The sequence below is a fragment of the Aquabacterium fontiphilum genome (assembly GCF_009909205.1).
Classification (GTDB): Bacteria; Pseudomonadota; Gammaproteobacteria; order Burkholderiales; family Burkholderiaceae_C; genus Aquabacterium; species Aquabacterium fontiphilum.
In genome coordinates this window covers 49,505-75,065 of record NZ_JAAAPN010000009.1, presented here as the reverse complement: position 1 = coordinate 75,065, position 25,561 = coordinate 49,505, and the positions used below count along the sequence as shown (strand labels likewise).

Genomic DNA, 25,561 nt, shown 5'->3' with positions numbered 1-25,561 from the left:
GGCGCAAGATTCCTGCGCTCGGGGCGGCCGACCACTTGAAAAGCCACGCCAGCGCCTTATCTTCATGGGCAATCAGGCGCCACGGAGGCGCCCCAGGAGTGCCCATGCGACTCGACAAACTCACCAGCAAATTCCAGGAAGCCCTGACCGAGGCCCAGAGCCTCGCCATCACGCGCGACAACCCATACATCGAACCCGCCCACATCCTGCTGGCCATGATCCGTCAGGACGACGGCCCCCGCTCGCTGCTGGAGCGCGCCGGCGTACGCCTGCCGGCACTGACCACGGCGCTGGAAAAGCAGATCGACAAGATGCCCCAGGTGCAGGGTGCGGAGCAAGTGCAGGCCGGGCGCGACACCGTCAGCTTGCTGCAAGCCTGCGAGAAAGAGGCCCACAAGCGGGGCGACGCCTACATTGCCAGCGAGATGTATCTGCTGGCCCTGTGCGATCACAAGGGTGACACGGCTGTCCTGGCCCGCGACCACGGCCTCAACCGCGCCGCACTGGAGACGGCCATCCAGGCCGTGCGAGGCGGCCAGAAGGTCGACAACGCCGAATCGGAGGGCCAGCGCGAATCGCTCAAGAAGTACACGCTGGATCTGACCGAGCGGGCGCGATCGGGCAAGCTCGATCCGGTGATCGGCCGCGACGAAGAGATCCGCCGCGCGATTCAGGTGCTGCAGCGCCGCAGCAAGAACAACCCCGTGCTGATCGGTGAGCCAGGTGTGGGCAAGACGGCCATCGTCGAAGGCCTGGCGCAGCGCATCGTAGCCGGTGAGGTGCCCGACACGCTCAAGGACAAGCGCGTGCTGGTGCTGGACATGGCGGGCCTCCTGGCTGGCGCCAAGTTCCGAGGCGAGTTCGAAGAGCGCCTGAAGGCCGTGCTCAAGGAAGTGGCCGCCGAAGAAGGGCGCATCATCCTCTTCATCGACGAAATCCACACCATGGTGGGCGCTGGCAAGGCCGAAGGCGCGATGGACGCGGGCAACATGCTCAAGCCCGCCCTGGCGCGCGGCGAGTTGCACTGCATCGGCGCCACCACGCTGGACGAATACCGCAAATACATCGAGAAGGACGCTGCTCTGGAGCGCCGCTTCCAGAAGATCCTGGTCGACGAGCCCACGGTGGAGGCCACCATTGCCATCCTGCGCGGCCTGCAGGAGAAGTACGAGGTGCACCACGGGGTGGAGATCACCGACCCAGCCATCGTGGCCGCGGCCGAGCTGTCCAACCGCTACATCACCGACCGCTTCCTGCCCGACAAGGCCATCGACCTGATCGATGAGGCCGCGGCGAAGATCAAGATCGAGATCGATTCCAAGCCCGAGGCGCTGGACCGCCTGGATCGCCGACTCATCCAGCTCAAGATCGAGCGCGAGGCCGTCAAGAAGGAGCAGGACGAAGCCTCGATCAAGCGCCTGGGCCTCATCTCGGACGAAATCAAGCGCCTGCAGAAAGAGTACGCCGATCTGGAAGAGGTCTGGAAGGCCGAGAAAGCCCAGGCCCAGGGCTCTGCCCATGTGAAGGAAGAGATCGACAAGATCCGCTTCCAGATTGAAGAGCTCAAGCGCAAGGGCGATTTCAACAAGGTGGCCGAGTTGCAGTACGGCAAGCTGCCCGACCTGGAAAAACGCCTGAAGGAAGCCCAGGACAAGGAGAACGCCAAGGGCAAGGACGCGAGCAAGCCCACGCTGTTGCGCACCCAGGTTGGCGCCGAAGAGATCGCCGAAGTGGTGGCGCGTGCCACCGGCATCCCCGTGTCCAAGCTGATGCAAGGCGAGCGCGACAAGCTGCTGACCATGGAAGACAAGCTGCACGAGCGTGTCGTGGGACAGGACGAAGCCATCGTGGCCGTGTCCGATGCCATCCGTCGCTCACGCGCCGGCCTGTCCGACCCGAATCGTCCGTACGGCTCCTTCCTCTTCCTGGGCCCCACCGGCGTGGGCAAGACCGAGCTGTGCAAGGCCCTGGCGGGCTTCCTGTTTGACAGCGAAGACCACCTGATCCGCATCGACATGAGCGAGTTCATGGAGAAGCACTCGGTCAGCCGCCTGATCGGCGCGCCCCCGGGCTATGTGGGCTACGAAGAGGGCGGCACCCTGACGGAGGCTGTGCGACGCAAGCCCTATAGCGTGGTGCTGCTCGACGAGGTCGAGAAGGCCCACCCGGACGTGTTCAACGTCCTGCTGCAGGTGCTGGACGATGGCCGCCTGACCGATGGCCAGGGCCGCACCGTGGACTTCAAGAACACCGTGATCGTGATGACCAGCAACCTGGGCTCGCACCACATCATGCAGATGGCCGGCCAGCCCTCAGAGGACATCAAGGATGCTGTGTGGGTCGAGGTCAAGCAGCACTTCCGGCCCGAGTTCCTGAACCGCATTGATGAGGTGGTGGTGTTCCACGCGCTCGACATGGCCAACATCCAGTCGATCGCGAAGATCCAGCTCAAGGGTCTGGAGAACCGTCTGCACCAAATGGACATGCGTATCGACGTCTCGCCCGAAGCCCTGGCGGAAATCGCCAAGGTGGGCTTCGACCCGGTGTTCGGGGCGCGGCCGCTCAAGCGCGCCATCCAGCAGCGCATCGAGAATCCGCTGTCGAAGCTGATCCTGCAAGGCAAGTTCGGGCCGAAAGATGTGGTGCCGGTGACGGTGGATGCGGAGGGGCAGTTCTCGTTCGAGCGGACTGTGCACTGACATCGCCCCCGGGCCGGTTTGGCAAGAAAAAGGCCGCCCGTGGGGCGGCCTTTTGATGCCTCCCGAGATCGTTAGGCCTGCTGGCGCGTGCGGCGCACGCGCGCGCCAATCAGCAACAAGCCGGCTGCGGTCAGGGCCCATGTGCCCGGCTCAGGCACTGGTGCAGTCGGGGCGACCAGCGCCAGGCCGCCTCCAAAGCTCAGTCCGTTGCGTCCCACCGGCAGGTCGGGGTCACCGATCTGAGGCGGGCGAGGTTCCACAAAGTAGTCGGCGCCCATGCGGGTGACGAGCAGCCAGTCCACCTCGTCCGGGCCCAGGATGGCACCGGCCACGGCTTCGAAGCCGAAACCCTTGCCGGCGCAGCCTTCGTTCCACAGGCTCAGGCCGCAATCGGTGCCGCCGAACTTGGGATCGGCGCCCGGGTCAGCCATGTACTCGGTCAAGGATTCACGGGTCAACCAGCCGACTGGCTCGATCGCAGCCTGTGCCATCAGGGCGCCGGCCATGTCGTCGTCGGTGTTGACCGCCACGTACCACTGCAGCAGGCGATACGGATTGTCGAAGCGGGCGTCGCCCGTGGTGTTGTTCCATGCGCCAGGTGTCGTGGCGGGGTCGATCAGCCGCCATTCCCAGCCCGAGGGCTGGAAGATGGTGTCCAGCCGAATGGCGTTGAGCGCATACGGGGTCAGGATGGGGATCTCGTAGCTGCTGATCATCGGTGTGTCAGTGCGCCATTCGCGAACGTTCACGGCCGGGCCCTCGGTTTCGATGCGCGTCCAGCGTTCCTGGGTGGCTGCTGTCCCAAGGTTGATCACCGCGTACTGGAACAGCTTGGTGGTGCTGTCGATGTCTTCGGTGAACCACGCTGTGGCGTAGTCCTGCGTGTAGGGGCCGGGGTTGGGGAACGGCAGGCTTTGCGCCTGTGCCACCGTGGCACTGGCCAAGGCCAGGCACGCGAGCATGCGAGCGGACATGGATCCTCCTGGTTGAATGAGGATCAAATTGTGACAAGCTCCGGCGATGAAGGGGACTCCCCTGATTGGTGGTCAGTTGTGACCGAGTGCAACCGGCTCGAAACAGGGCAGGTTGCGCCGATTGCGAGTACGGCAAAGGTCGATTCGCAAACGCCGGCCCGGTGTAGTGCAGTCCGCAACGCCCGTGGCGGCTCATCCAGCGCCTCGTCCGTCAACTGAAACGTCCCCCAGTGCACCGCGATGGCCCGTTTACACCCCAGGTCCTGAAAGATCTGCACGGCCTCTTCGGGGTTGCAGTGCTGGTCTTTCATGAACCACCGCGGCTCGTAGGCGCCGATGGGCAGCAGTGCCAGATCGAATCCACCGCCTTGCTCTGGGGTGTGGTCGCGCGCGAAATGCTGGCGGATGTCGATGAAGTCCTTCGAGTAGGCCGTGTCGCCCGAGAAGAACACATGGCAGTCGGGCGAGCGCACGACGAAACTACCCCACAGGCTGCGCAGCGCGTCGGTCGTCGTGCGGGCGGACCAGTGCTGAGCCGGGGTCAGGGTGACCGGGATCCGCAGGCTGCGGTCCGTCTCTGGCAACACGTGGGTGTCCCACCAGTCCAGCTCGACGACATGGTGGATGCCGCGCCGGGCAAACCAGTGGCGATGGCCCAGCGGCGTGATGAACAGCGGTGGCCCGCCGCGCTGTGTGGCCAGGCTGACAAGCGAATGCTCGTCCATGTGGTCATAGTGGTTGTGCGACAGCAGCACCACGTCGATGCGCGGCAGCTGGGCCAGCGTCAGGCCCGGCGGCGTGTGGCGCTTGGGGCCCGCCCATTGAACCGGAAAGCACCGCTCGGAGAAGACCGGATCGGTCAGGATGTTTAGCCCGCCGACCTGCAGCAACACGGTGATGTGGCCGATCCAGGTGGCGGCCGGCTGCATGTGTCGCCCGGCTTGCGCGTTGCCATGGATGAATGCCAGATCTGGCGCGACCACCGGGATGGCCTCACGCATGGGGCGGGGGTGGCCTGCGCGCCAGGCCTGCCAGCGCCAGCGCAGCAACTCGCGCAGGCGCTTGCCGCGGAAGGAGCGGTAGTTGTTCTGGAAACCGTCGGGGCGGTGGTGCTTCTTGAGGGGGTTGAAGTACGGATTCTTCACCCGCCAGAGACTAGCGCAAAGCGGTTGCGTTTGGGTGCGGTCATGCCCGCGGTCACGTCCGTGTCTGTGCGCCGTTGACGTTCAGCGCGCCATACCGCTGCATGACCGAACAGGCCAGTGCCCACTCCTCCTCGGTTTGCGCGTCGACCGAGAGCAGGCAGACGCCGCGATCAATGACACGCTTGTGATTGTGCTGATAGCTGTTGTCACCCACGCCGCCATGGCTCTTCGCGAACGGAGTGGCCTCTATGGTGTCGCGTTTCACGTTGCCAGCCACGAAATTGCCCTCCACAGGCCCCGCTTCGTCGTGACGCGTGCTCAGTTCAAGCGCCTGGGCAGGCAGCCCGTCGCTCAGCAATGCAGCGCGGGCCGCTTCGCCTTGTTGAAGATCGTCGAACACCATTAGCAATGCAGTCATGGCAGGCTCCTGAGGATGGGTGTGCGCCGTGCGGCAAGGGCTGTTCCTGTCGATGCGGACGTCTGGGGCGGGCATGGCGCTTGCCGCCCTGGAGGTTCCGCCCTTCGGGGCCATCCACAGGAGCAAACCGCCGTGACCACAACATGGGTGCTCGTGGCCGACGAGGCCATCGCCCGGATCCTGCAATGGCGGCCCGCAGAGCGGGCCCTGGATCCGGTGGAAGAGTTGACCGATCCAATCGCGCATGCACGCGACCGTGACCTGCGTCGGGATGCCTACGGCCGGCGCAACAGCACGGTGACATCGTCTGCTGGTGAGGATGAGACGCGTCTGGCAGCCGAGCGCTTCGCCCGCGAGGTCTGCGACCACCTGGCCCAAGCCCGGCAGCAGGGACGTTTCGATGTCCTGAGGGTGGTGGCCGCACCGCGCTTTTTGGGCTTGCTCAGGCAGGCGATGGACACGCATGTGGACGACGCCATCAGCGATGAACTCAACAAGCAGCTTGTCTACCTGCCACCGCACGAGTTGGCCGATCGATTGTTTCCACAGCCGGCGGGTGGCGCATGAGCGGTGACGTGGTCGTGATCTTCAGCGGCGGCGGCAGCCTGGGCGCGTACTCGTGCGGTGTCTGGCAGTCGTTGGCGTCGGCCTTTGCCGACAGCCGGGCGCGACTGGTTGGTGTGGCGGGTGTGTCGATCGGTGCGATACATGCAGGCCTGGTGGCGCGCCACGGTCAGGACGTTGAAGCATCCGCGCGTGCGCTGGAGGCCTTGTGGACGGAGCGGCTCGCCGTGGCGCCCACGCCTTTTGTGCCGCTGACCGTTGATCGCGAAGACCGAAGCTGGAATGGCCTGTTGACCGGCCTCCTGGTGGGCAATCCGCGCCTGTATCACCCGGCCTGGCCGCGATGGCAGCCGCTGGCTGGGCTGCATCGCCGCAAAGGGCCGCTGATGGACCGATCGGCGATGTGGCGCCTGCTGGAGGACGAGATCGTGCCGCCCGAGTGGCCCGCCGGGGGGCCGTGGCTGGGCGTGGGCGCGGTCGACGTGCTCAGCGGCGACTTGCGCCTGTTTCACAGCGACGAGACGCCGTTGCAGGCGGCGCATCTGGCCGCGAGCTCGGCCATCCCGGTGTGCTTTGACCCGGTCGAGATCGACGACCGTGTGTACTGGGATGGCGACATGACCCACGATTCACTGCTGGATCCGGTGCTCACCCACTTACAGCGCAGCGGCAGGCTGGCGCCCGAGGGCAAGGGCCTCACGGTGATCACCGTGGAGCACGCGCCCAAGCAAGCCGCTGCCTTGCCAGAGGCGGGTCTGGCCTGCCTGAACCGGGCAATGGATTTGTTCATGCAGGGCAAGCTGGCTCGCCCGCTACCGGCCGGCCTGAGCCGCGCGCGCAGCATCCACATTCGCCGGTCGCCGTTGCCGCATGACGGCATCTCGGGCCACTTCGATTACAGCCCTGAGCGCATTAGCGAGTTGATGGCGTTGGGCCGCGAGGAGGGGCAGGCCGCCATGGCGGGCTGGGCCCGCTAGCTGACCCGCCCGCGGTCGCGATCAGGCCACGCTGACCGGAATCTTCCCGATCTTGGCCTGCCAGGTCTTCGGCCCTTCGATGTGGGCACTGGTGCCACCGGCGTCCACCGCCACCGTCACGGGCATGTCGACCACGTCGAACTCATAGATGGCTTCCATGCCCAGGTCTTCAAAGCCCACCACCTTGGCGGCCTTGATGGCCTTGGAAACCAGATAGGCCGAGCCGCCCACGGCCATCAGGTAGGCCGACTTGTGCTTCTTGATGGCTTCGATGGCAGCGGGGCCGCGCTCGGCCTTGCCCACCATGCTGATGAGGCCGGTCTTCTCCAGCATCATGTCGGTGAACTTGTCCATGCGGGTGGCGGTGGTGGGGCCAGCGGGGCCGACCACCTCGTCGCGCACCGGGTCGACGGGGCCCACGTAGTAGATGACGCGGTTGGTGAAGTCCACGGGCAGCTTCTCACCCTTGGCCAGCATGTCCTGGATGCGCTTGTGCGCGGCGTCGCGGCCGGTGAGCATCTTGCCGTTGAGGAGCAAGGTGTCGCCCGGCTTCCAGCTGGCCACCTCGTCGCGCGTGAGCGTGTTGAGGTCCACGCGCTTGCTCCTGTTGTAGTCGGGCGCCCAGTGCACATTGGGCCACAGGTCCAGGCTGGGCGGATCGAGGTAGACGGGGCCGGAGCCGTCCATCACGAAGTGGGCGTGGCGCGTGGCCGCGCAGTTCGGGATCATGGCGATCGGCTTGGAGGCCGCGTGCGTCGGGTAGGTCTTGATCTTGACGTCCAGCACGGTGGTCAGGCCGCCTAGGCCTTGTGCGCCAATGCCCAGAGCGTTGACCTTCTCGTACAGCTCGATGCGCAGCTCTTCGAGCTTGTTCTGCGGGCCGCGTTGCAGCAGCTCGTACATGTCGATGTCGTCCATCAGCGACTCTTTGGCCAGCAGGGCGGCCTTCTCGGCCGTGCCACCGACACCGATGCCCAGCATGCCGGGCGGGCACCAGCCGGCGCCCATCGTCGGCACGGTCTTGAGCACCCAGTCGACGATGTTGTCGGACGGGTTGAGCATGTAGACCTTGGACTTGTTTTCGGAGCCGCCGCCCTTGGCCGCCACCGTCACGTCCACGGTGTCGCCTGGCACCAGCTCCATGAAGACCACGGCAGGCGTGTTGTCCTTGGTGTTCTTGCGCTCGAAGATCGGGTCGCTGAGCACCGAGGCACGCAGCTTGTTGTCGGGGTTGTTGTAGCCGCGGCGCACGCCTTCATCGACGGCGTCCTGGATGCTGCGGTTGCCGAAGCCTTCCCACTTCACGCCCATGCCGATCTTCAGGAACACGTTGACGATGCCGGTGTCCTGACAGATCGGGCGATGGCCCTCGGCGCACATGCGCGAGTTGGTCAGGATCTGCGCGATCGCGTCCTTGGCTGCCGGGCTTTCCTCGCGCTCATAGGCGCGCGCCAGGTGGGCGATGTAGTCGGCCGGATGGTAGTAGCTGATGTACTGCAGCGCGGCTGCGACGCTTTCAACGAGGTCGTCGTGGCGGATGGTGGTCATGATCGGTGTGGGGCTGTGCCGCCTGGTGGGCGGCGGTCAGGGTGCCGCAGCATGGATGGGCCGCGGGCCGTCCGGAAGTGTAGCGAATCCGGGCCGGGGTGCGGGGCATCCCGGCGGCCTCAGTGGAGGTCCTGCGCGGGTCGTCCGGTGCCGAGGTCGGTGCCTTGCTCGGCCATGGCGGCACGGGCGAGAAGGTGCGAAGCCACAGGCAGGGTCCACAGCAGGAAGATCAGGATGAAGGTCAGCCGGATCGTCCAGGCCCAGTCCGCCATCCACGCCATGGCGCCCAGGCACACGAGCGCCAGCGCCAGCGTGCCAGCCTTGGTGGCAGCGTGCTGACGCGACAACGCATCGGGCAGCGAAATGACGCCCCAGCCGGCAATCAGCAGGAGGATGGCGCCCAGGATGATGAGGGCCGAGCCGACAAGCGAGGTCCATTCCATGCTCATGATTGGCTCCCGGCAGAGGACGAGGCATCGGCGGCCTTTCGGGGCGTGCGTTCGATCAGCCGTGCCCAGCCCATTGTCGCGACGAAGGCCACCAGCGACAGACCTATGCCGACATCCAGAAAGACCGTGCGCTCGGTGTACAGCGCCGCGGCGATGCACAAGGCCACGCCGGCTGCCAGCAGGATATCGAGTGCCACCACCCGGTCGGCGTGTGTGGGGCCGCTGACGATGCGGTACACCGCCAGCGCCACCGAGACGCTGCTGAAGAGGACCAGCAAGGTGAGCGTCATGCGGTACGTCCTTTCTCGCCAAAAATCACCACGACATAGCGCTCGAAATCGCGGCGGATGCCGTCGATAGCCCCATCTGGGTCGCGGGTGTCCAGCATGTGCAGCAGCATCTCGCGCCGTGCCATGTCGATGTCGATGGTGGTGGTGCCGGGGGTCAGCGAGATCAGGCAGCCCAACAAGGCCGCGCCGGTCTCATCCATGGGGGCAAAGCGCATGCGCACGAAGCCCGCCTGAGGCGCATGGGCCGGGTCAAAGTTGCCCTTGAGGATGACCAGGATGGTCTGCCAGCCCGAGATGACCACCGCCACCAGAAAGCGCAGCAGCAGGATCACGCTGGACAGGGGGTGCAGAAGGAATTGAACCATGGGCGTGCGCGGGTCAGAGGTTGAAGCTGCGCGCGGCGGCCTGGGCGAACGCCAGCAGATGCTGCGGCGCCAGGCCGATCCACAGGGTGATGCCAGCCAGGCTGGTGGTGGCCAAGTAAGCCGGCCAGATGCGCCCCTGGACCGGCGCCAGTGCGCCTTCGGGGTGCGGTTTCCAGAAGGCTTCCATCCAGATCTTCATCATCGAGTACAGCGTGAGCACGCTGACCAGCAGGGCCGCCACCGTCCAGGCGACTCGTCCCTGCGCGATGGCCTCCTGCAGCACCAGGAATTTGGCCCAGAAGCCTGACAGCGGCGGGATGCCGACCAGCGACAGCGCCGGTATCAGGAACAGCACGGCCAGCAGCGGACGTGCGGCGTACAAGCCTCCCACGCGGCGCAGATCGTAGCTGCCGGTCCAGAACCACACGATGGCACCAATGAGGAAGAGGTTGGCCTTCACCACGATGTGGTGCAGCGTGTAGAACAGCGTGGCGGTAAAACCGGCTTCAGTGTTGAGCGCGATGCCCAGCAGGATGTAGCCGATCTGGCTGACGATGTGGAAGGCCAGGATGCGGCGGATGTCCCAGTGGTAGGCGGCCCCCAGGACACCTGTCACCATCGTGGCCACGGCGATCCAGCCCAGGGCCTCCATCAGCAGACCGGGCGCCGGGGTGAACACGTCACCCAGGGTCCGCAGCACCGTGTACACGCCCACCTTGGTGAGCAAACCGGCGAACAGCGCGAGCACGGGCGCGGGCAGGGTGTGATAGGCCGCGGGCAACCAGGCGAACAGTGGGAAGGCACCGGCTTTCATCAGGAAGGCCAGTGTCAGTGCCGTCAGCAGAGCCAAGGCCAGGCCAGGCGGCAAAGTGGCATAGGCCTCCGACAGTGCGCCGAAGTAGAGATGGCCCGTTGCGGCGTAGATCATGCCTACGCTCATCAACAACAGCAGGGTGCCGACCAGATTGAGGGCCATGTACTTGAAGGTGCCGTCCAGCTGGTCGATCCGGCGTCCGATGGCAAACAACCCCAGCGAACAGATCAGCATGACCTCGAACCACACATACAGGTTGAACAGGTCGGCCGTGCAGAACGACCCGCTGACCCCAGCCAGCACGCCGTGAACCAGGGGCAGAGTGAGCGGGTGGCGGCTGCCTGGGTCAGCATCGCTCAACAGGAATACCAGCGATGCGGTGCCCATCAAGGCCGTGATGAGGACGAGTGAAGCACCGGTGCGGTCTATGAGGAAGGCGATGCCAAACGGCTTTTCCCAGTTGCCGAACTGCATGGCCAGATGGCCTTGCGCGTCGACGCTCTGAAGCAGGCCGATGGCCGCCAGCAGAAAGGCCAGCACGCCGGCCAGGCTGATGGCGGTCTGCAGAGCGGGCCGACGGTAAGCCCAGGCCGTGAGCATCGCCGTGCTCAGTGGAATGATCACCGGGGCGATGACGAGGGCAGGATGGCTCATGTGCGAGCCTCCCGGGCATCGGCTGCCGGAGTCGGCAACGGGGGTTTCACACCGTCGCCGCCCGGGGGTTCGGCCAGGCGCAGGTCCAGCACGTCATCCGTGCGCTGGCGTTCGATGAGACGCAAGACCAGCACCAGTGAGAAGCACATGAGGGCGAAACCGATCACGATGGCCGTCAGCACGAGTGCCTGAGGCAGTGGATTGGCTGCCTGGCTGAGCACCGTCTCGCCCAGCGGCACGACGGGCGGCTGGCCCGAGCCGATGCGCCCGGTCAGGAACAACAGCAGATTGGCGCCGCTGCCGACGATGGCCAACCCCAGCACGCAGCGCAACAGGTCGCGAGACAGCGTGAGGTAGAGCCCGGTACTCAAGGTCACCCAGATGGTCAAGGCGAGCAGCCAGGTCATGAGCGATCCTCCACGATCTCATCGTCCTGCGCGATGAGGCCGAGAGCGTAACCGCTCAGAGCGCCCCAGACAGCCAGGTACACGCCGAGGTCAAACAGCAGCACCGTCGAGATGGCGAATTCCGTGAAGCCCAGGTTCACGCTGCCCCACCAATGGTGAAGAAAGCTGCCGCCATCGAGCAGGGGCGGCAGACCGGATGCCACGGCGCAGACCACGCCCAGCGCCGCCAGACCGAGGCACGAGCCCATGGGCAGGCGAGCCTGGGCAGCGGCAGGCGAATGCGCCACGCCCCACAGCACCGTGGCGCTCACGGCGACCAGCGCGCCGATGAACCCCCCGCCGGGCTCGTTGTGGCCGCGCAGCAGCACCCAGACGGAGACCGCCAGAATCAGCCAGTACAGCGGGCGCGCAGCCACCCTGAGGATGATGGGAGACAAGTTCATCAGCGAGACTCCTTGGCGGGCTGACGATCGCGCAGCAAACCGAGCAGTGGCAGAGCAGCCAGGAAAGACAGGGCCACGACGGCGACTTCGCCCATGGTGTCCAGCGCCCGGAAGTCGACCAGAATGACGTTGACCACGTTGCGGCCGTGCGCATCCGGGACACTGTGTTCAGAGAAATACTGGGTGAGTGCGGGGTCGAACGGGTGCCCCAGGGCCAGCATCAGCAGGGCCGTGAGAGCCAGGCCAAAGCCGGCTGCCAGCAGGGCTGCGCCCGGCCGCCAGCGTGGCTCATTGAGGCTGGCTGCATGGCCGATGCGCTTGAGCCGCAGCAGCACGCCGGCCACGACCACCACGAACACGGTTTCCACCGTGAATTGCGTGAAAGCCAGATCGGGTGCACCGCTGAACAGAAAGAACACGGCGCTGCCGTAGCCCACAAGCCCGCTGGTCAGCAGCAGCACGAGTCGGTTGCGCAGCGCGCATGCGAACAGTCCGCCCAGGCAGATCATGACCAACGCGGCGGCGCCGCCCAGGTGCACGGCGTCCCAGGCCGGCCAGGACAGCTCGCCAGCCACGGCGCCCACGACGCCCAGCAACAGCACCGTACTGAAGCCGATCACCGTGGCCAGGTAGGCCGGCTGTTCACCATGTTGCAGCCCGCGCGTCAGGGCGGCCGCGCCCGCGGGAATGGCCTTGAGCATGCGCTCGTACTGCGCCGGCATGCCAAAGGTGTCCAGCGGCCGGGCAAAGCGGCCCATGAAGCGGTGCAGCGGATCCCAGAACCAGAAGATCAGGGCGCCAACCACCAGGGCCACGCCCATGGCGCTGAGTGCGTGCCCCCAGTTGGGTGCCAGGCCAGGCTCGGGCGCCATGGCTGCGCCGGTCATGGCCTGAGCGGCCTGAGCGACGAGCGTGTCTGCATAGGCGGGCATCAGGCCCAGGAAGATGCCGATGGCGGCCAGTGTCAGCGGGGGCAGGACCATGGCGGGGTTGCCCTCATGCGCGTCGGGCGGCGTGACGTTGATGCCCGGGTGGCGCCAGAACACCCGGATCGCCGCCACCCCCGCCACCGCCAGGGCGATGGCGCCAAACAGGGTATTGGCTGCCCGAGCGAATGCCAGCACGTCTTCGGCGTTTTTCACTTCTGAGATGACATCCTTGACCACGTAGCCGAAGGACAGCGGCATGCCCGCCATCGACATGCCTGCCAGCACCGCGGCCAGCGCCGTCCAGGGCATGGCGTGGCGCAGGCCGCCGAGCTTGTCGATGATGCGGGTGCCGGTGCCATGGTCGATGTTGCCCGCCACGAAGAACAGAGGGGCCTTGTACAGTGCGTGGGCCAACAGGAGGGCGGCCACCGCCACGGTGGCCGCGGAGCCCTTGATTCCGATCAGCATGGTCAGCGTGCCCAGTGTGGCCACGGTAGACCACGCCAGGATGCGCTTGAGGTCGCGCTCGCGCAGGGCCAGCGTCATGCCCCAGGCCGCCGTGACGGAGCCGGCGCCCATCAGCAAGGTGGCCCACAGGTCGTCGTGACCGAAGGCGGGATCCAGCCTGGCCATCAGATAGATGCCCAGCTTCACCATCGTGGCCGAGTGCAGGTAGGCGGACACCGGGGTGGGCGCGGCCATTGCATTGGGCAGCCAGAAGTGGAAGGGGAACTGCGCGCTCTTGGTAAAGCAGCCGATGACGATCAGCAGCATGGCGGTGGTCAGCGCCGGGCTGGCGGGCAAGTCGGGCACGGTTCGCACGAGCTGCGAGATCTCGTAGGTGCCCGCAACATGCCCGAGCGTGAGGAAACCGGCCAGCAGAACCAGCCCGCCGGAGCCCGTGACCAACAAAGCCTGTTGGGCCGATTTACGGCTTTTCTCTTCCTCGTGGTTGAAGCCGACCAGCAGGAAAGAGGTCAGGCTGGTCAGTTCCCAGAAGACGAACAGGAAGATCAGGTTGTCGGCCGTGACGCAACCGATCATGGCCAGCATGAACAGCGTCAGCAGCGTATACAACCGCTGCTGATACCGGTGGCCCGCCAGGTAGCCGCCGGCATACACGAACACGGCTGTACCCACCCCGGTGATCATCAGCAGAAACAGCGCCGACAACCCATCGATGCGCCAGGCCGCCGCGACGCCGGCGCCTTCCATCCATGGAAGGCTGCCAGTCAGCGGAAGATCATGTTGCCACAGCAGCCAGCATAGCCCGCTCAGGGCGGCCAATGGCAGCAGGGTGAACGCGACACAAGCCAGAGCGCCCATGCCGGCATGCGAATCGTGGTCAGGGTGAGATGGCGACATAGCCCGCAAGCATAACGCAGGCTGCCTTCATTCCCGGCGCGTGGGGCCGGCCGCCTCAGGCGTGTGGGGTCTGGCCGTGGTGCGGCTTCCAGAAGAAGTGAACCAGCGCGTAGCCCAGCACGGACATCACCACCGCCAGGATCACGAGCCCGAGGGCCAGGGGCGCGCCCGCCGACTGCAGCGTCATCCACAGTCCTTCCAGCCAGCCGTGCTGAGCGGCAAGCGTCTCGCGTTGTTGCGCCACCATTTCGGCGGTCACCGGGTCCAGCCCCTGTCCCAGAATGCCGGAACCAATCTGGTAGGCAAGCCAGTAGATCGGCGGAAAGGTAAAGGGATTGGTGATCAGCGTACAAGCGGCACAGATCGCGACATGACCCCGTAGCGCCACGGCCACAAGGACGGCGAACAGAATCTGCGCCACGGGCAACAGCAGCCCGAAAAACAGGCCAATGGCCACCGCCTTCGCGACGCTGTGGCGGTTCAGGTGCCAGAGTCGGTCGTCACGCAGATACGGCCACAGCGGACGCAGCCATGGCTTGGACAGCAACTCTTCCCGGGAGGGAATCCATTTTTTGGTGTGGTGCAGCATGACGGGCGAGCGGATCGCGGCTCACTGGCGAACTTCCTCTTGTTGGATGTTGCTGTGAAGACATCGGTCTGTCAAGACGGTCGCCGGCGCGAACCATGGGAAAGCGGGACGAATCACCATCCGTGTCCTTCGCACCGTGCCCTGACGACGGCTCGACGGTGGCAGGCGGTCGGTTGGACAAGCATGTGTCAAAAAGGAACAGGGATACTACGAAGCAACAAATTGTGGGGACGGGCGCAAGGTCTCGCCTGTGCTGGGACACCGCATCACGGGTGCTCCGGCCGATCGCTACAAGGCGCCACAAGCGCAAGACCACGGAACCTGCAACATGAATGCCATTCTCCAGAGCGACGTTGCTGTCGCCACCCCCCTCGTGCCTGTCCCGGAAGCGTTCGAGCGTGCTGCGCACGTGAGTGGTCGAGCGGCGTACGACCGGCTGTGCGCGGAGGCGCAGTCTGACTACGAGGGGTATTGGGCGCGTCACGCGCGAGAGCTGCTGAGCTGGAAGCGGCCGTTCACGAAGGTGCTCGACGAGAGCCAGGCGCCGTTTTACAAGTGGTTTGACGACGGGCTGCTGAACGTGTCGTACAACTGCCTGGACCGGCATGTGGAAGCCGGGCTGGGCGAGCGCACGGCCATCATCTTCGAAGCCGATGATGGGGCCGTGAGCAAAGTGAGCTACGGCGAGTTGCTCAAGCGGGTGTGCCGGCTGGCCAATGCGCTGAAGGCGCAGGGCGTGAACAAGGGCGACCGGGTTGTCATCTACATGCCGATGTCGGTCGAGGGCGTGGTGGCGATGCAGGCGTGTGCCCGCATCGGGGCCACCCACTCGGTCGTGTTCGGCGGCTTCTCGGCACAAAGTCTGCGCGACCGCGTGGAAGACGCCGGCGCCGTGATGATTCTGACGGCCGACGAGCAGGTGCGCGGCGGCAAGACGCTGCCGCTCAAGCAGATCGTGGATGAGGCGCTGGCGCTGGGCGGCTGCGAGTCAATCAAGCGTGTGCTGGTCAACCAGCGCACGGGCGGCAAGGTGGCGATGACCGAAGGCCGCGACCTGTGGCTGCATGAGGCGCTGGCGGGCCAGGCCGAGACGTGCGAGCCGGAGTGGGTCGAAGCCGAACACCCGCTGTTTTTGCTGTACACGTCGGGCTCGACCGGCAAGCCCAAGGGCGTGCAGCACAGCACGGGCGGCTACCTGCTGCATGCGGCGCTGACCATGCGCTGGACGTTCGACATCCAGCCCAGCGACGTCTTCTGGTGCACGGCCGACATCGGCTGGGTCACCGGTCACACATATGTGGCGTATGGCCCGCTGGCCAACGCTGCGACCCAGGTTGTGTTTGAAGGTGTGCCCACCTATCCGGATGCGGCACGGTTCTGGCGCATGATCGAGGCCCACAAGGTCTCGATCTTCTACACCGCACCGACGGCCATCCGGGCGCTGATCAAGGCGGCCGAGACACAGGCCGAGGTGCATCCCCGCAAGTTCGACCTGTCCAGCCTGAGGCTGCTGGGCACGGTGGGCGAGCCGATCAACCCGGCGGCCTGGCAGTGGTACCACAAGGAAATCGGCGGCGGCCGCTGCCCGATCGTGGACACCTTCTGGCAGACCGAAACCGGCGGCCACATGATCACCCCGCTGCCGGGCGCACATGCGCTGACGCCGGGCTCGTGCACGCTGCCGTTCCCGGGCATTGATGCGGCGGTGGTGGATGAGACGGGCAAGGAAGTGCCGTGGGGGCAGGGCGGCGTGCTGGTGGTGCGCAAGCCCTGGCCGTCGATGATCCGCACGATCTGGGGCGATGCCGAGCGGTTCAAGAAGAGCTACTACCCGGCGGACTTTGGCGGGACGTACTACCTGGCCGGTGACGGGGCGATCCGCGATGCCGAGACGGGGTACTTCACGATCACCGGTCGCATCGATGACGTGCTGAACGTGTCGGGCCACCGGATGGGGACGATGGAGATCGAGTCGGCGCTGGTGTCGCACCCGCTGGTGGCCGAGGCGGCCGTGGTGGGTCGCCCCGACGATGTGACGGGCGAGGCGATCTGTGCCTTTGTGGTGCTCAAGCGTCCGCGTCCGGAAGGCGAAGAGGCCAAGGCACTTGCCAAGACGTTGCGCGACCATGTTGCACAAGAGATTGGCCCGATTGCCAAGCCCAAGGACATCCGGTTTGGGGATAACCTGCCCAAAACCCGGTCGGGGAAAATCATGCGGCGTTTGCTGCGGGTGATTGCCAAGGGTGAAACGGTCACCCAGGACACCAGCACGCTGGAAAACCCAGCCATCCTCGATCAGCTGGCTCAGAGTAACTGAGCACCGCCTGAATCACATTTCTGCAAATTCTTTTCCCGGCCATCGAATATGGCCGGGATTGTTTTGACGCGCACCAATTCATTGGTAGCAAAGTATCTTTCGGAGGTGCGTGTGAAGATCACGGATAAACCCTCGCACCGAGTATTTGCCCTCATCACAAATTGACTGGATCCCCCCAGGATAAGGGGGTGAATACGCCACAAGCGTCGTCGCACCTGTCTCGCACGAGGAGCATCGCATGGTCAGAAAGGTTAAACGGCACGGTCGTCAGGCCGTTGGAGGGCGGCGCCCACTGATTTGCCTTTCTGCCTCAGCCGGTGACGCGACGTGGGTCAGCCCGGGCGGGCCAATCCATTCTCATACCCGACCATTCAGTTTCGAGTCGTGGCGCCAAAAGCGCTCGTTTCGGCTGGATGAAACCCATGGCGAACGTCAACGCCAGCTCTTGCACATGACACTTCGAGGAGAATGTCCATGACGACTGACGACAACGCAAAGGCCTATTGGTCTGCAACGCTGAAGCTATTGACCAAAGTATTGGTCATCTGGGCCGTTGTGTCCTACGGCGCCGGCATTTTGTTTGCTTCCGCGCTCAACAGCATCAAGCTCGGCGGGTATCCGCTCGGGTTCTGGTTCGCCCAGCAGGGCTCCATCTACGTGTTCATTGCGCTGATCTTCTGGTACGCCAAGAAGATGGGTGACATCGACCGCCAGTTCGGCATGCAGGAAGACTGATCGCGAGGCACACGAAATGGATCTTCAGACCCTTACCTATCTGATCGTGGGCGCCACGTTCGCGCTCTACATCGGCATTGCCGTGTGGGCCCGGGCGGGCAGCACCAAGGACTTCTATGTTGCCGGCGGCGGGGTGCACCCTGTGACCAACGGCATGGCCACGGCGGCTGACTGGATGTCGGCCGCTTCGTTCATCTCGATGGCGGGCCTCATTTCCAACATGGGCTACGGCGGCGCTGTGTTCCTGATGGGCTGGACGGGCGGCTATGTGCTGCTGGCCTGCCTGCTGGCACCGTATCTGCGCAAGTTCGGCAAGTTCACCGTGCCTGAGTTCATCGGCGATCGGTACTACTCGCAACTGGCGCGCAACGTGGCCGTCGTCTGCCTGCTGGTGGCCTCGATCACCTACATCATCGGGCAGATGACCGGCGTGGGTGTGACCTTCGCACGCTTCCTCGGTGTGTCGAGCGACCAGGGCATCTACATCGGCATGGCCATCGTGTTTGCCTACGCGGTGTTCGGTGGCATGAAGGGCATCACCTATACCCAGGTGGCTCAGTACATCGTGCTGATCCTGGCCTACCTGGTGCCGGCGTTCTTCATCTCGCTGAACCTGACGGGGACGTTCCTGCCGCAGCTGGGTCTGGGTGCCAACCTGGCTGGTACGGACGTGTCCCTGCTGACCAAGCTGGATCAGGTGGTGAGCGACCTCGGCTTCGGCCAGTACACCACGACGGCTGCGGGCAGCACCATCAACATGGTGTTCTACACCATCTCGCTGATGATCGGCACCGCCGGCTTGCCTCACGTGATCGTGCGCTTCTTCACCGTTCCCAAGGTGGCGGATGCACGTTACTCGGCAGGTTGGGCGCTGATCTTCATCGCGTTGCTGTACACCACGGCGCCTGCCGTGGGCGGCATGGCCCGTCTGAACCTGTTCGGCACGACCAACTCGGCCGTGGGGATCACGCAGGACGAAACCGGTCAGCTGGTGGTGAACCCGGAGGTGGTCAAGGCCAAGCCTGACATGTTCGCTCCCGAGGCCAGCCTGGTCTATGAACAGCGTCCGGACTGGATGAAGCGCTGGGAAAAGACCGGCCTGCTGAAGTGGGAAGACAAGAACGGCGACGGTCGCATCCAGTACTACAAGGATGACACCAAGAACGAAGCTGTGCTGGCCAAGGCCGAAGCTGCAGGCTGGAAGGGCAACGAGCTGACCGTGAACGCCGACATCATCGTGCTGGCCAACCCGGAAATCGCACAGCTGCCCAACTGGGTGATTGCGCTGGTGGCAGCGGGTGGTCTTGCAGCGGCGCTGTCGACCGCAGCCGGTCTGTTGCTGGCCATCTCGTCTGCGATCTCGCACGACCTGATCAAGGGCGCCATCAACCCCAACATCAGCGAGAAGAACGAGCTGCTGGCTGGCAAGATCGCCATGGCAGGCGCCATCTTCGTGGCGGGTTACCTGGGTCTGAACCCGCCGGGCTTCGCGGCCGGGACGGTGGCACTGGCCTTCGGGATCGCTGCTTCGACGATCTTCCCGGCCTTGATGATGGGCATCTTCAGCAAGACCATCACCGACAAGGGTGCATCGGCCGGCATGATCGCAGGCTTGGCTGTGACGCTGTTCTACGTGTTCGCGCACAAGGGCATCTTCTTCGTGAAGGGCACCGAGTACCTGGACCTGATCGGCGGTGCCAACAGCTTCTTCACCGTGACGCCAGAAGCCTTCGGCACGGTGGGGGCGCTGGTGAACTTCGCGGTGGCCTTCCTGGTCAGCAAGATGTCCGCACCTGTGCCCTCGCACATCGCTGCGATGGTGGATTCGGTGCGCGCACCGAAGGGTGCTGGTCAGGCAGTGTCACACTGACGGTGTGAGTATCCCGCACGCACGCCGGTGACCCCGGCGGGCGTGCGGCAGGGGTCGGTCACCCGTGGCCGGCCCCGTTGTTCTGGTTCACAATGGCTTCGGGCTGTCGCAGCGCCACATCATGGCGCTGTGTGATTCAGGTGGCTGACATGAGCATCTTCATCTTCAACTGGCTTTTCCTGCTGGCCCTCTTCCCTGTGGCCTTTTTCTGGTTGCGCCGTGCGTGGCGCATCCTGGCTCGACGAGACTTTTCCGAGGTGGCGCTGAAGAAGGGGGTCGCCCCGGCTGACGCCGAGCGCTACGCGCCTTATGAGATGGCCATCAACCTCGTCGGTGGCTTGGTCCTGGTCGGCTTGCTGGTGTCCGTGCTCGGCTTTCAAGCGCTGTCCCAGGAGGACTGGGTGGCGCTGGCCGGGTCGACGTTGTGGGTCAAGCTGTTGGCGTCGTTTGCGCTAAGCCGTCACGCCCACGGACTGGGGCTGGGCAAGCGCGCGTCGGCGATGACCAAGGCCGCGGCCAAGTAAGCGCCAGAAGCAACAAACCCCGCCTGGGGCGGGGTTGATGACAAAACGGGAGACGCGGGCCCATGGCCCGCCGCCTTCATTTCAGTGACAGCACCCACTGGGCCAACTGGAGTGCTTCGGCTTCCTTGACCTGGGCCTGCGGGGGCATGGCGCCCATGGGCATGTTCCAGACACCGCCACCGCCCTTGACGATCTTCTGAGCCAGCTTGGCGTCCGCGCCTTTCTGGCCGCGGTACTTGTCAGCCACCGCCTTGAAGGAGGGGCCCAGCATGGGCTTGTCAACAGCGTGGCACGCCAGACAGGCCTTCTGTTGGGCCAGTTGCTGGCTGGCCAGAGCCGGGGTCACCGAGGCGGCCGCCAGCGCGGCAACCGCCAGGATGGAGGACAGGAATTTCATGGGGAATCCTTCCAGTGGGTCCGTTACAGTTCAGGGGTACTTTATAAACGTTTTCGTGGCGTCCTCGGTTGACCCGCCCCAAACAATGCCGAGGCGTCCGCGAGATGAAGAGGTGAGCGATGTGGTTCGTGGGATTGGGCGTGGCCCTGCTGGTGATGAACCTGGCGGGCATCGGTCCGGTCGGGGAGTGGACATGGCGGGAGCAGTGGTGGTTGATGCTGGCGCCGTTTGCCCTGGCCGTGGCGTGGTGGTCTTGGGCCGATGCGACCGGATGGAACAAGCGCAAGGCCATGCAGAAGATGGCCGATAAGCGCGAGGCGCGCCGACGGCAACACCTCGACGCGCTCGGCTTGCAGGAAAAGCAGGATAAGAAACGCGGAAAGTGAGCCGATCGGCCCCGCTGCGCGTGGGGCTGCCTCGCTGTTGACGCAGGTCGGGGGCTAAACTTCAGGGCTTTGGTTGTCCCCACGGAGTTGACTCCATGCCCCAATACCGTTCCCGTACCACGACTGCCGGCCGCAACATGGCGGGTGCGCGCGCGCTGTGGCGTGCCACCGGCATGAAGGATGCCGACTTCGAGAAGCCCATCATCGCAGTGGCCAACAGCTTCACGCAGTTTGTGCCTGGCCACGTCCACCTGAAGGACCTGGGCCAGCTGGTGGCGCGTGAAATCGAAGCGGCTGGCGGCGTGGCCAAAGAGTTCAACACGATTGCTGTGGACGATGGCATTGCCATGGGGCACGGCGGCATGCTCTATTCGCTGCCCTCGCGCGACCTGATTGCAGACAGCGTCGAGTACATGGTCAACGCCCACTGTGCCGATGCGCTGGTGTGCATTTCGAACTGCGACAAGATCACGCCGGGCATGCTGATGGCGGCCATGCGGCTGAACATTCCGGTTGTGTTCGTCTCCGGCGGCCCCATGGAGGCTGGCAAGGTCAAGATCGAAGGCAAGGTGATTGCGCTCGATCTGGTCGACGCCATGGTCAAGGCGGCTGACAAGAGCTGCTCGGATGAAGAAGTGGCCGAAGTCGAACGCTCGGCTTGCCCGACCTGCGGCTCGTGCTCGGGCATGTTCACGGCCAACTCGATGAACTGCCTGACCGAGGCGCTGGGCCTCTCGCTGCCGGGCAATGGCACCATCGTCGCCACTCACGCCGACCGCGAGAAGCTGTTCCGCCAGGCTGGTCGCACCGTGGTGGCCCTGGCCAAGCGTTACTACGAGCAGGACGACGAGAGCGTGTTGCCGCGCAACATCGGCAGCTTCAAGGCCTTCGAGAATGCCGTGGCGCTCGACGTGGCCATGGGGGGCTCCACCAACACCGTGCTGCACCTGCTGGCCGCAGCGAAAGAGGCCCAGGTCGACTTCACGATGAAGGACATCGACCGTATCTCGCGCAAGGTGCCCTGCCTGAGCAAGGTGGCGCCGGCCGTGCCGGACGTGCACATCGAAGACGTGCACCGCGCGGGCGGCATCATGTCCATCCTGGGCGAGCTGGCCCGTGGCGGCCTGCTGCACACCGACGTGCCGACCGTGCACAGCCCCACGATGGGCGAAGCCATTGCCAAGTGGGATGTCACGCAGACGCAGGACGAGGCCGTGCATACCTTCTACAAGGCTGCGCCGGGAGGCATCCCCACCCAGGTCGCGTTCTCGCAGGACAGCCGGTGGAAGAAGCTGGATCTCGACCGCGAGAAGGGCGTGATCCGCAGCACCACCCACGCATTCACGCAAGACGGTGGCCTGGCCGTGCTGTACGGCAACATCGCCGAGAAGGGCTGCATTGTGAAGACAGCCGGCGTCGACGAGTCGATCTGGGTGTTTTCGGGCAAGGCCCGGGTCTACGAAAGCCAGGACGATGCGGTCGATGGCATCCTGGGTGAAGAGGTGCAGGCGGGCGAGGTGGTGGTGATTCGCTACGAAGGCCCCAAGGGCGGCCCTGGTATGCAGGAGATGCTCTATCCCACCTCTTATCTCAAGAGCCGTGGTCTGGGCAAGGCCTGCGCGCTGCTGACCGATGGCCGCTTCTCCGGCGGCACGTCCGGCCTGTCCATTGGTCACGCTTCGCCTGAGGCGGCCATGGGCGGCGCCATTGCGCTGGTCGAGAACGGCGACACCATCGAGATCGACATCCCCAACCGCCGCATCCATCTCGCCATCAGCGACGAGGAAATGGCCCGTCGTCGTGCGGCGATGGAAGCCAAGGGCCCCAACGCCTGGAAGCCGGCCAACCGCGAGCGTTACGTGTCGGCCGCGCTGCAGGCTTATGCGCTGCTGACGACCTCGGCCGACACGGGCGCGGTCCGCGACCTCAGCCAGGTTCAGCGCTGAGCGCCGGGCGGCGCGGCGGTGGATGCCGCCGCGCCCGCCAGGGCCTGGGCCAAGCCCAGGCCAACCATGTCGGCCTTGGGCACGACGGTCACGTGCGGGAACGGGATCTCGATGCCCTTGGCGTCGAAGGCCTCCTTGAGTCGTTTCAGGTAGGCGCGTCGTACCGTCCATTGCTGCAGCGGCGCCACCTTGAAGCGGGCACGGATCACGATGGCCGAGTTGGCCCACTGGTCGACGCCTGCGATCTCGAAGTCGCCTGCGATGCGCGGCGCATGCTCCGGATCGGCGATCAGTTGTGTGGCCACGGCCTGCATGGTCTGGATCGCGTCGTCCAGGTTCACCCCATAGGCCACACCGATGTCGACCACGGCAAAGGCGAAATGGCGGCCCATGCTGACCACACTGTCGATCGAGCCGTTGGGCACGAAGTGCACATGGCCGTCGTAGTCCCGCAGGCGGACGTAGCGCAGCGTGACTTCTTCCACCACGCCGGCGTGCTGACCGAGCCGTACCACGTCGCCCTGACGCACCTGATCTTCCAGCAAGAGCGACAGGCCGGCGAAGTAGTCCTTCACCAGGCTTTGTGCTCCAAAGCCGATGGCCACGCCGGCCACGCCTGCTGCGCCCAGCAGCGGCGCCACGGAGACGCCCAGCTCCGCCAGGATCAACATGCCTGCCAGCGCACACACGACCACCGTGGTGGCATAGCGCAGGGCGCGGGCCAGCGTTTCGGCGCGCTGGATGGCTTCGCGGTCTTCCATGCGCGCCGTCAGGCGCCCATGGAAGCCGCGGATCAGGCGGCGCGTCACGCTCACAGCCAGCCAGGCCATCAGCACGATGGCGGTGATGCGCAGCGTTGCGGCAGCCGCGCCGTCCAGCAGGCCCGCGAGGGCGGTCAACTGCTCATGCGGATTCATTCACACTCCTTTTTGTGGTGATCAGATGACGGTTTCCCATGGGCGCGACAGGCGTGTGGCCCCGTGGATGATGCCGACCATGGAATAGGTCTGAGGCAGGTTGCCCCACAGTTCGCCGGTCTGCGGGTGAAGGTCTTCCGACAGCAGGCCGACGTGGTTGCGCGCGGCCAGCAGGGTGGAGAACAGCTCGCGTGCTTCGTCCACGCGACCAATGCGGGCCAGGGCGTCCACGCGCCAGAACGAGCACACATTGAAGGCCGTTTCAGGCTTGCCGAAATCGTCGGGGGCTTCGTAACGCCGCATGTACGGGCCTTCACACAGGTGGGTTTCCAGCGCCTGCACCGTGCTCAGAAAGCGCGGGTCGCACGGGTCGATGAAGCCGACCTCGGCCATCAGCAACACGCTGGCGTCCAGGTGCTCGCCGCCAAAGCTCTCGACAAAGGCCTGCCGGCCCGGGTGCCATGCGCAGGTGAGGATGGTGTTGCGGATGGTTTCCGCGCGCTTGGCCCACATCAGCGCGTCATCGGGGCAGCCGAGCGCGTGGGCCACCTTGGCAAGTCGGTCGCACGCCGCCCAGCACATCAGGCTTGATGAGGTGTGCACGCGGGCGCGCGTACGCAGCTCCCACATGCCGGCATCCGGCTGGTCATGTACGCGCCAGGCCTGCTCCCCTACGCGCTCAAGGCGCCGAAAATCTTCCAGGCCGGCAGGTTGCAGCAGGCGGTGGTCATGGAAGGCCTGGGCTGCGCCCAGCACGATGTTGCCGTACACGTCGTGCTGAATGTGCTCATAAGCCTGGTTGCCGGTGCGCACAGGCCCCATGCCGCGGTAGCCGGGCAGGTGGTTCACGATGTGTTCGGTGAGCTGGTGCTCAAGACCGACGCCATACAGCGGCTGAATGTGGCCGTCCGGGCTGTCGCTGACCACGTCGTGCAGCCAGTGCAGGTAGCGCTCCATCGTGCCGACTTCGGACAGCGAGTTCAACGCCCGCACCACGAAGAAGGCATCGCGCAACCAGCAGAAGCGGTAATCCCAGTTGCGGCCGCTGTGGGGCGCTTCGGGCAGGCTGGTGGTCATCGCCGCCACGATGGCCCCGGTTTCCTCGTACTGACACAGCTTGAGCGTGATCGCCGAGCGAATCACAGCCTCCTGCCAGTCGAGCGGAATGGCCAGGCGCCGGGTCCATTCGCGCCAGTGGTCATGGGTCTGCTCCTCAAACTGTCTGGCGGTTTCTTCAATCGCACCGGAAAAAGTTTCATCCGGGCCGAGTAAAAAGCTCAGCGTCCCGTGCAGCGCGAACCACGTCGACTGCGCTACATAGGTGATGGGCGCGTTGGTGTTGAGCCGCCAGGTCTGGTCCGGCAGCACGTAGCGCAGGTGGTTGCTTCCGCGGGTGATGGCGGGCACCTCGGCGCCCCATCCACCGCGCGGGGTCAGGCCGATCCGGATGCGTGGGCGGCCTTGCAGCACATGCACGCGACGCACCAGCTGGCTGGGGCGGAACATGCGATCGCGGCGCTGGAAGCGGGGCGCGAAGTCGTGGATCTCGATGCCTTCGCCCAGCGTGTTGTGCAGACGCGTGACGAGGATGGCCGTGCCGGGAAGGTAGTGCTGCTCGGATGACACCTGGTTTTCCAGCTCGATCCACCACTGTCCGGGGCGCCCTGGTGCGCCGTCGCCGCCGAGCAGGCCGTGGAAGAGCGGGTCGCTATCGAAGCGGGGCAGGCACGCCCATTGCACCGTGCCGTGCCGGTCGATGAGGGCGCTGACGGCGCCATTGCCGATCAGACCCAGGTCCATGGAGACCGTGTGCGCAGCGGGGTGGTTCATCGTGTGCCT

At 65.2% G+C, this 25,561-nt stretch carries 24 protein-coding genes; 9 read left to right on the top strand and 15 right to left on the bottom strand.

All coding sequences use genetic code 11. The features are described from left to right. Window positions 1-104: 104 nt before the first annotated feature. Entirely contained in the window at window positions 105-2,699 is a 2,595-nt protein-coding gene (gene clpB / locus GTZ97_RS11840; protein WP_161650847.1) for an ATP-dependent chaperone ClpB, read from the top strand. Between the two features lie 71 nt (window positions 2,700-2,770). Here clpB and GTZ97_RS11835 read toward each other — a convergent pair whose 3' ends face one another. Genes GTZ97_RS11835 through GTZ97_RS11825 form a run of 3 tightly spaced genes read right to left on the bottom strand, consistent with a single transcriptional unit; the run spans window position 2,771 to window position 5,221 of the window. Then, the gene (locus GTZ97_RS11835) at window positions 2,771-3,673 is read right to left on the bottom strand and encodes a PEP-CTERM sorting domain-containing protein (protein ID WP_161650846.1); all 903 of its coding nucleotides are present in this window, start codon (window positions 3,671-3,673) and stop codon (window positions 2,771-2,773) included. 23 nt (window positions 3,674-3,696) lie between these two features. Beyond that, window positions 3,697-4,818, bottom strand: a complete 1,122-nt coding sequence (locus GTZ97_RS11830; protein WP_161650845.1) for an MBL fold metallo-hydrolase — start codon at window positions 4,816-4,818, stop codon at window positions 3,697-3,699. Between the two features lie 52 nt (window positions 4,819-4,870). After that, window positions 4,871-5,221, bottom strand: coding sequence for a hypothetical protein (locus GTZ97_RS11825; protein WP_161650844.1), 351 nt, complete (start codon window positions 5,219-5,221; stop codon window positions 4,871-4,873). 147 nt (window positions 5,222-5,368) lie between these two features. Here GTZ97_RS11825 and GTZ97_RS11820 point away from each other — a divergent pair, with 147 nt between their 5' ends. After that, the gene (locus tag GTZ97_RS11820; protein WP_330863605.1) at window positions 5,369-5,803 is read left to right on the top strand and encodes a host attachment protein; all 435 of its coding nucleotides are present in this window, start codon (window positions 5,369-5,371) and stop codon (window positions 5,801-5,803) included. Continuing rightward, window positions 5,800-6,777: a patatin-like phospholipase family protein gene (locus GTZ97_RS11815; RefSeq protein WP_161650842.1), complete on the top strand. Its 978-nt coding sequence runs from the start codon at window positions 5,800-5,802 to the stop codon at window positions 6,775-6,777. Before GTZ97_RS11820 ends, GTZ97_RS11815 begins: the two co-directional genes overlap by 4 nt. A gap of 21 nt (window positions 6,778-6,798) precedes the next feature. Here GTZ97_RS11815 and GTZ97_RS11810 read toward each other — a convergent pair whose 3' ends face one another. The 9 genes from GTZ97_RS11810 to GTZ97_RS11770 all read right to left on the bottom strand — a co-directional run bounded on the left by GTZ97_RS11810 (window position 6,799) and on the right by GTZ97_RS11770 (window position 14,630). Continuing rightward, window positions 6,799-8,325, bottom strand: coding sequence for a fumarate hydratase (locus GTZ97_RS11810; protein WP_201748269.1), 1,527 nt, complete (start codon window positions 8,323-8,325; stop codon window positions 6,799-6,801). Window positions 8,326-8,444: 119 nt separating this feature from the next. Further along, on the bottom strand, window positions 8,445-8,774 hold the full coding sequence (gene mnhG / locus GTZ97_RS11805) for a monovalent cation/H(+) antiporter subunit G (protein WP_161650841.1): 330 nt from the start codon (window positions 8,772-8,774) through the stop codon (window positions 8,445-8,447). Continuing rightward, complete coding sequence (locus GTZ97_RS11800; RefSeq protein ID WP_161650840.1) at window positions 8,771-9,064, bottom strand: MrpF/PhaF family protein; 294 nt, start codon at window positions 9,062-9,064, stop codon at window positions 8,771-8,773. The genes mnhG and GTZ97_RS11800 overlap by 4 nt, the downstream gene beginning before the upstream one ends. Beyond that, entirely contained in the window at window positions 9,061-9,429 is a 369-nt protein-coding gene (locus tag GTZ97_RS11795) for a Na+/H+ antiporter subunit E (RefSeq protein WP_161650839.1), read from the bottom strand. The genes GTZ97_RS11800 and GTZ97_RS11795 overlap by 4 nt, the downstream gene beginning before the upstream one ends. Window positions 9,430-9,442: 13 nt before the next feature. Continuing rightward, window positions 9,443-10,897, bottom strand: a complete 1,455-nt coding sequence (locus GTZ97_RS11790) for a proton-conducting transporter transmembrane domain-containing protein (protein ID WP_161650838.1) — start codon at window positions 10,895-10,897, stop codon at window positions 9,443-9,445. After that, entirely contained in the window at window positions 10,894-11,304 is a 411-nt protein-coding gene (locus GTZ97_RS11785) for a sodium:proton antiporter (protein WP_161650837.1), read from the bottom strand. The genes GTZ97_RS11790 and GTZ97_RS11785 overlap by 4 nt, the downstream gene beginning before the upstream one ends. Continuing rightward, window positions 11,301-11,747, bottom strand: a complete 447-nt coding sequence (locus tag GTZ97_RS11780) for an MnhB domain-containing protein (RefSeq protein WP_161650836.1) — start codon at window positions 11,745-11,747, stop codon at window positions 11,301-11,303. Before GTZ97_RS11780 ends, GTZ97_RS11785 begins: the two co-directional genes overlap by 4 nt. Then, window positions 11,747-14,002, bottom strand: a complete 2,256-nt coding sequence (mbhE, locus tag GTZ97_RS11775; RefSeq protein WP_236651177.1) for a hydrogen gas-evolving membrane-bound hydrogenase subunit E — start codon at window positions 14,000-14,002, stop codon at window positions 11,747-11,749. Before mbhE ends, GTZ97_RS11780 begins: the two co-directional genes overlap by 1 nt. A 94-nt stretch (window positions 14,003-14,096) precedes the next feature. Beyond that, window positions 14,097-14,630, bottom strand: coding sequence for a DUF2062 domain-containing protein (locus tag GTZ97_RS11770; RefSeq protein ID WP_161650834.1), 534 nt, complete (start codon window positions 14,628-14,630; stop codon window positions 14,097-14,099). Window positions 14,631-14,958: 328 nt separating this feature from the next. Here GTZ97_RS11770 and acs point away from each other — a divergent pair, with 328 nt between their 5' ends. The 4 genes from acs to GTZ97_RS11750 all read left to right on the top strand — a co-directional run bounded on the left by acs (window position 14,959) and on the right by GTZ97_RS11750 (window position 20,076). Next, window positions 14,959-16,947, top strand: coding sequence for an acetate--CoA ligase (gene acs / locus GTZ97_RS11765; RefSeq protein WP_161650833.1), 1,989 nt, complete (start codon window positions 14,959-14,961; stop codon window positions 16,945-16,947). Between the two features lie 474 nt (window positions 16,948-17,421). Continuing rightward, entirely contained in the window at window positions 17,422-17,682 is a 261-nt protein-coding gene (locus GTZ97_RS11760) for a DUF4212 domain-containing protein (RefSeq protein ID WP_161650832.1), read from the top strand. A 16-nt stretch (window positions 17,683-17,698) separates the two neighbouring features. Then, a complete protein-coding gene (locus GTZ97_RS11755) occupies window positions 17,699-19,552 on the top strand; it encodes a sodium:solute symporter family protein (RefSeq protein WP_161650831.1) in 1,854 nt (617 codons plus the stop codon). 149 nt (window positions 19,553-19,701) lie between these two features. Continuing rightward, complete coding sequence (locus GTZ97_RS11750) at window positions 19,702-20,076, top strand: hypothetical protein (protein ID WP_161650830.1); 375 nt, start codon at window positions 19,702-19,704, stop codon at window positions 20,074-20,076. 76 nt (window positions 20,077-20,152) lie between these two features. On the opposite strand, the gene GTZ97_RS11745 is transcribed toward GTZ97_RS11750, so the two are convergent. Then, window positions 20,153-20,473: a c-type cytochrome gene (locus GTZ97_RS11745; RefSeq protein ID WP_161650829.1), complete on the bottom strand. Its 321-nt coding sequence runs from the start codon at window positions 20,471-20,473 to the stop codon at window positions 20,153-20,155. A 119-nt stretch (window positions 20,474-20,592) separates the two neighbouring features. Between GTZ97_RS11745 and GTZ97_RS11740 the strand changes: the two genes are divergently transcribed. Further along, the gene (locus GTZ97_RS11740) at window positions 20,593-20,859 is read left to right on the top strand and encodes a TIGR04438 family Trp-rich protein (protein WP_161650828.1); all 267 of its coding nucleotides are present in this window, start codon (window positions 20,593-20,595) and stop codon (window positions 20,857-20,859) included. Window positions 20,860-20,954: 95 nt separating this feature from the next. Continuing rightward, complete coding sequence (gene ilvD / locus GTZ97_RS11735; RefSeq protein ID WP_161650827.1) at window positions 20,955-22,805, top strand: dihydroxy-acid dehydratase; 1,851 nt, start codon at window positions 20,955-20,957, stop codon at window positions 22,803-22,805. Here the strand turns inward: ilvD and GTZ97_RS11730 are convergent. Beyond that, complete coding sequence (locus GTZ97_RS11730) at window positions 22,796-23,722, bottom strand: mechanosensitive ion channel family protein (protein ID WP_161650826.1); 927 nt, start codon at window positions 23,720-23,722, stop codon at window positions 22,796-22,798. The two genes, ilvD and GTZ97_RS11730, sit on opposite strands and share 10 nt — an antisense overlap. A 21-nt stretch (window positions 23,723-23,743) precedes the next feature. After that, window positions 23,744-25,552: a glycoside hydrolase family 15 protein gene (locus tag GTZ97_RS11725; protein ID WP_161650825.1), complete on the bottom strand. Its 1,809-nt coding sequence runs from the start codon at window positions 25,550-25,552 to the stop codon at window positions 23,744-23,746. Window positions 25,553-25,561: the final 9 nt, after the last annotated feature.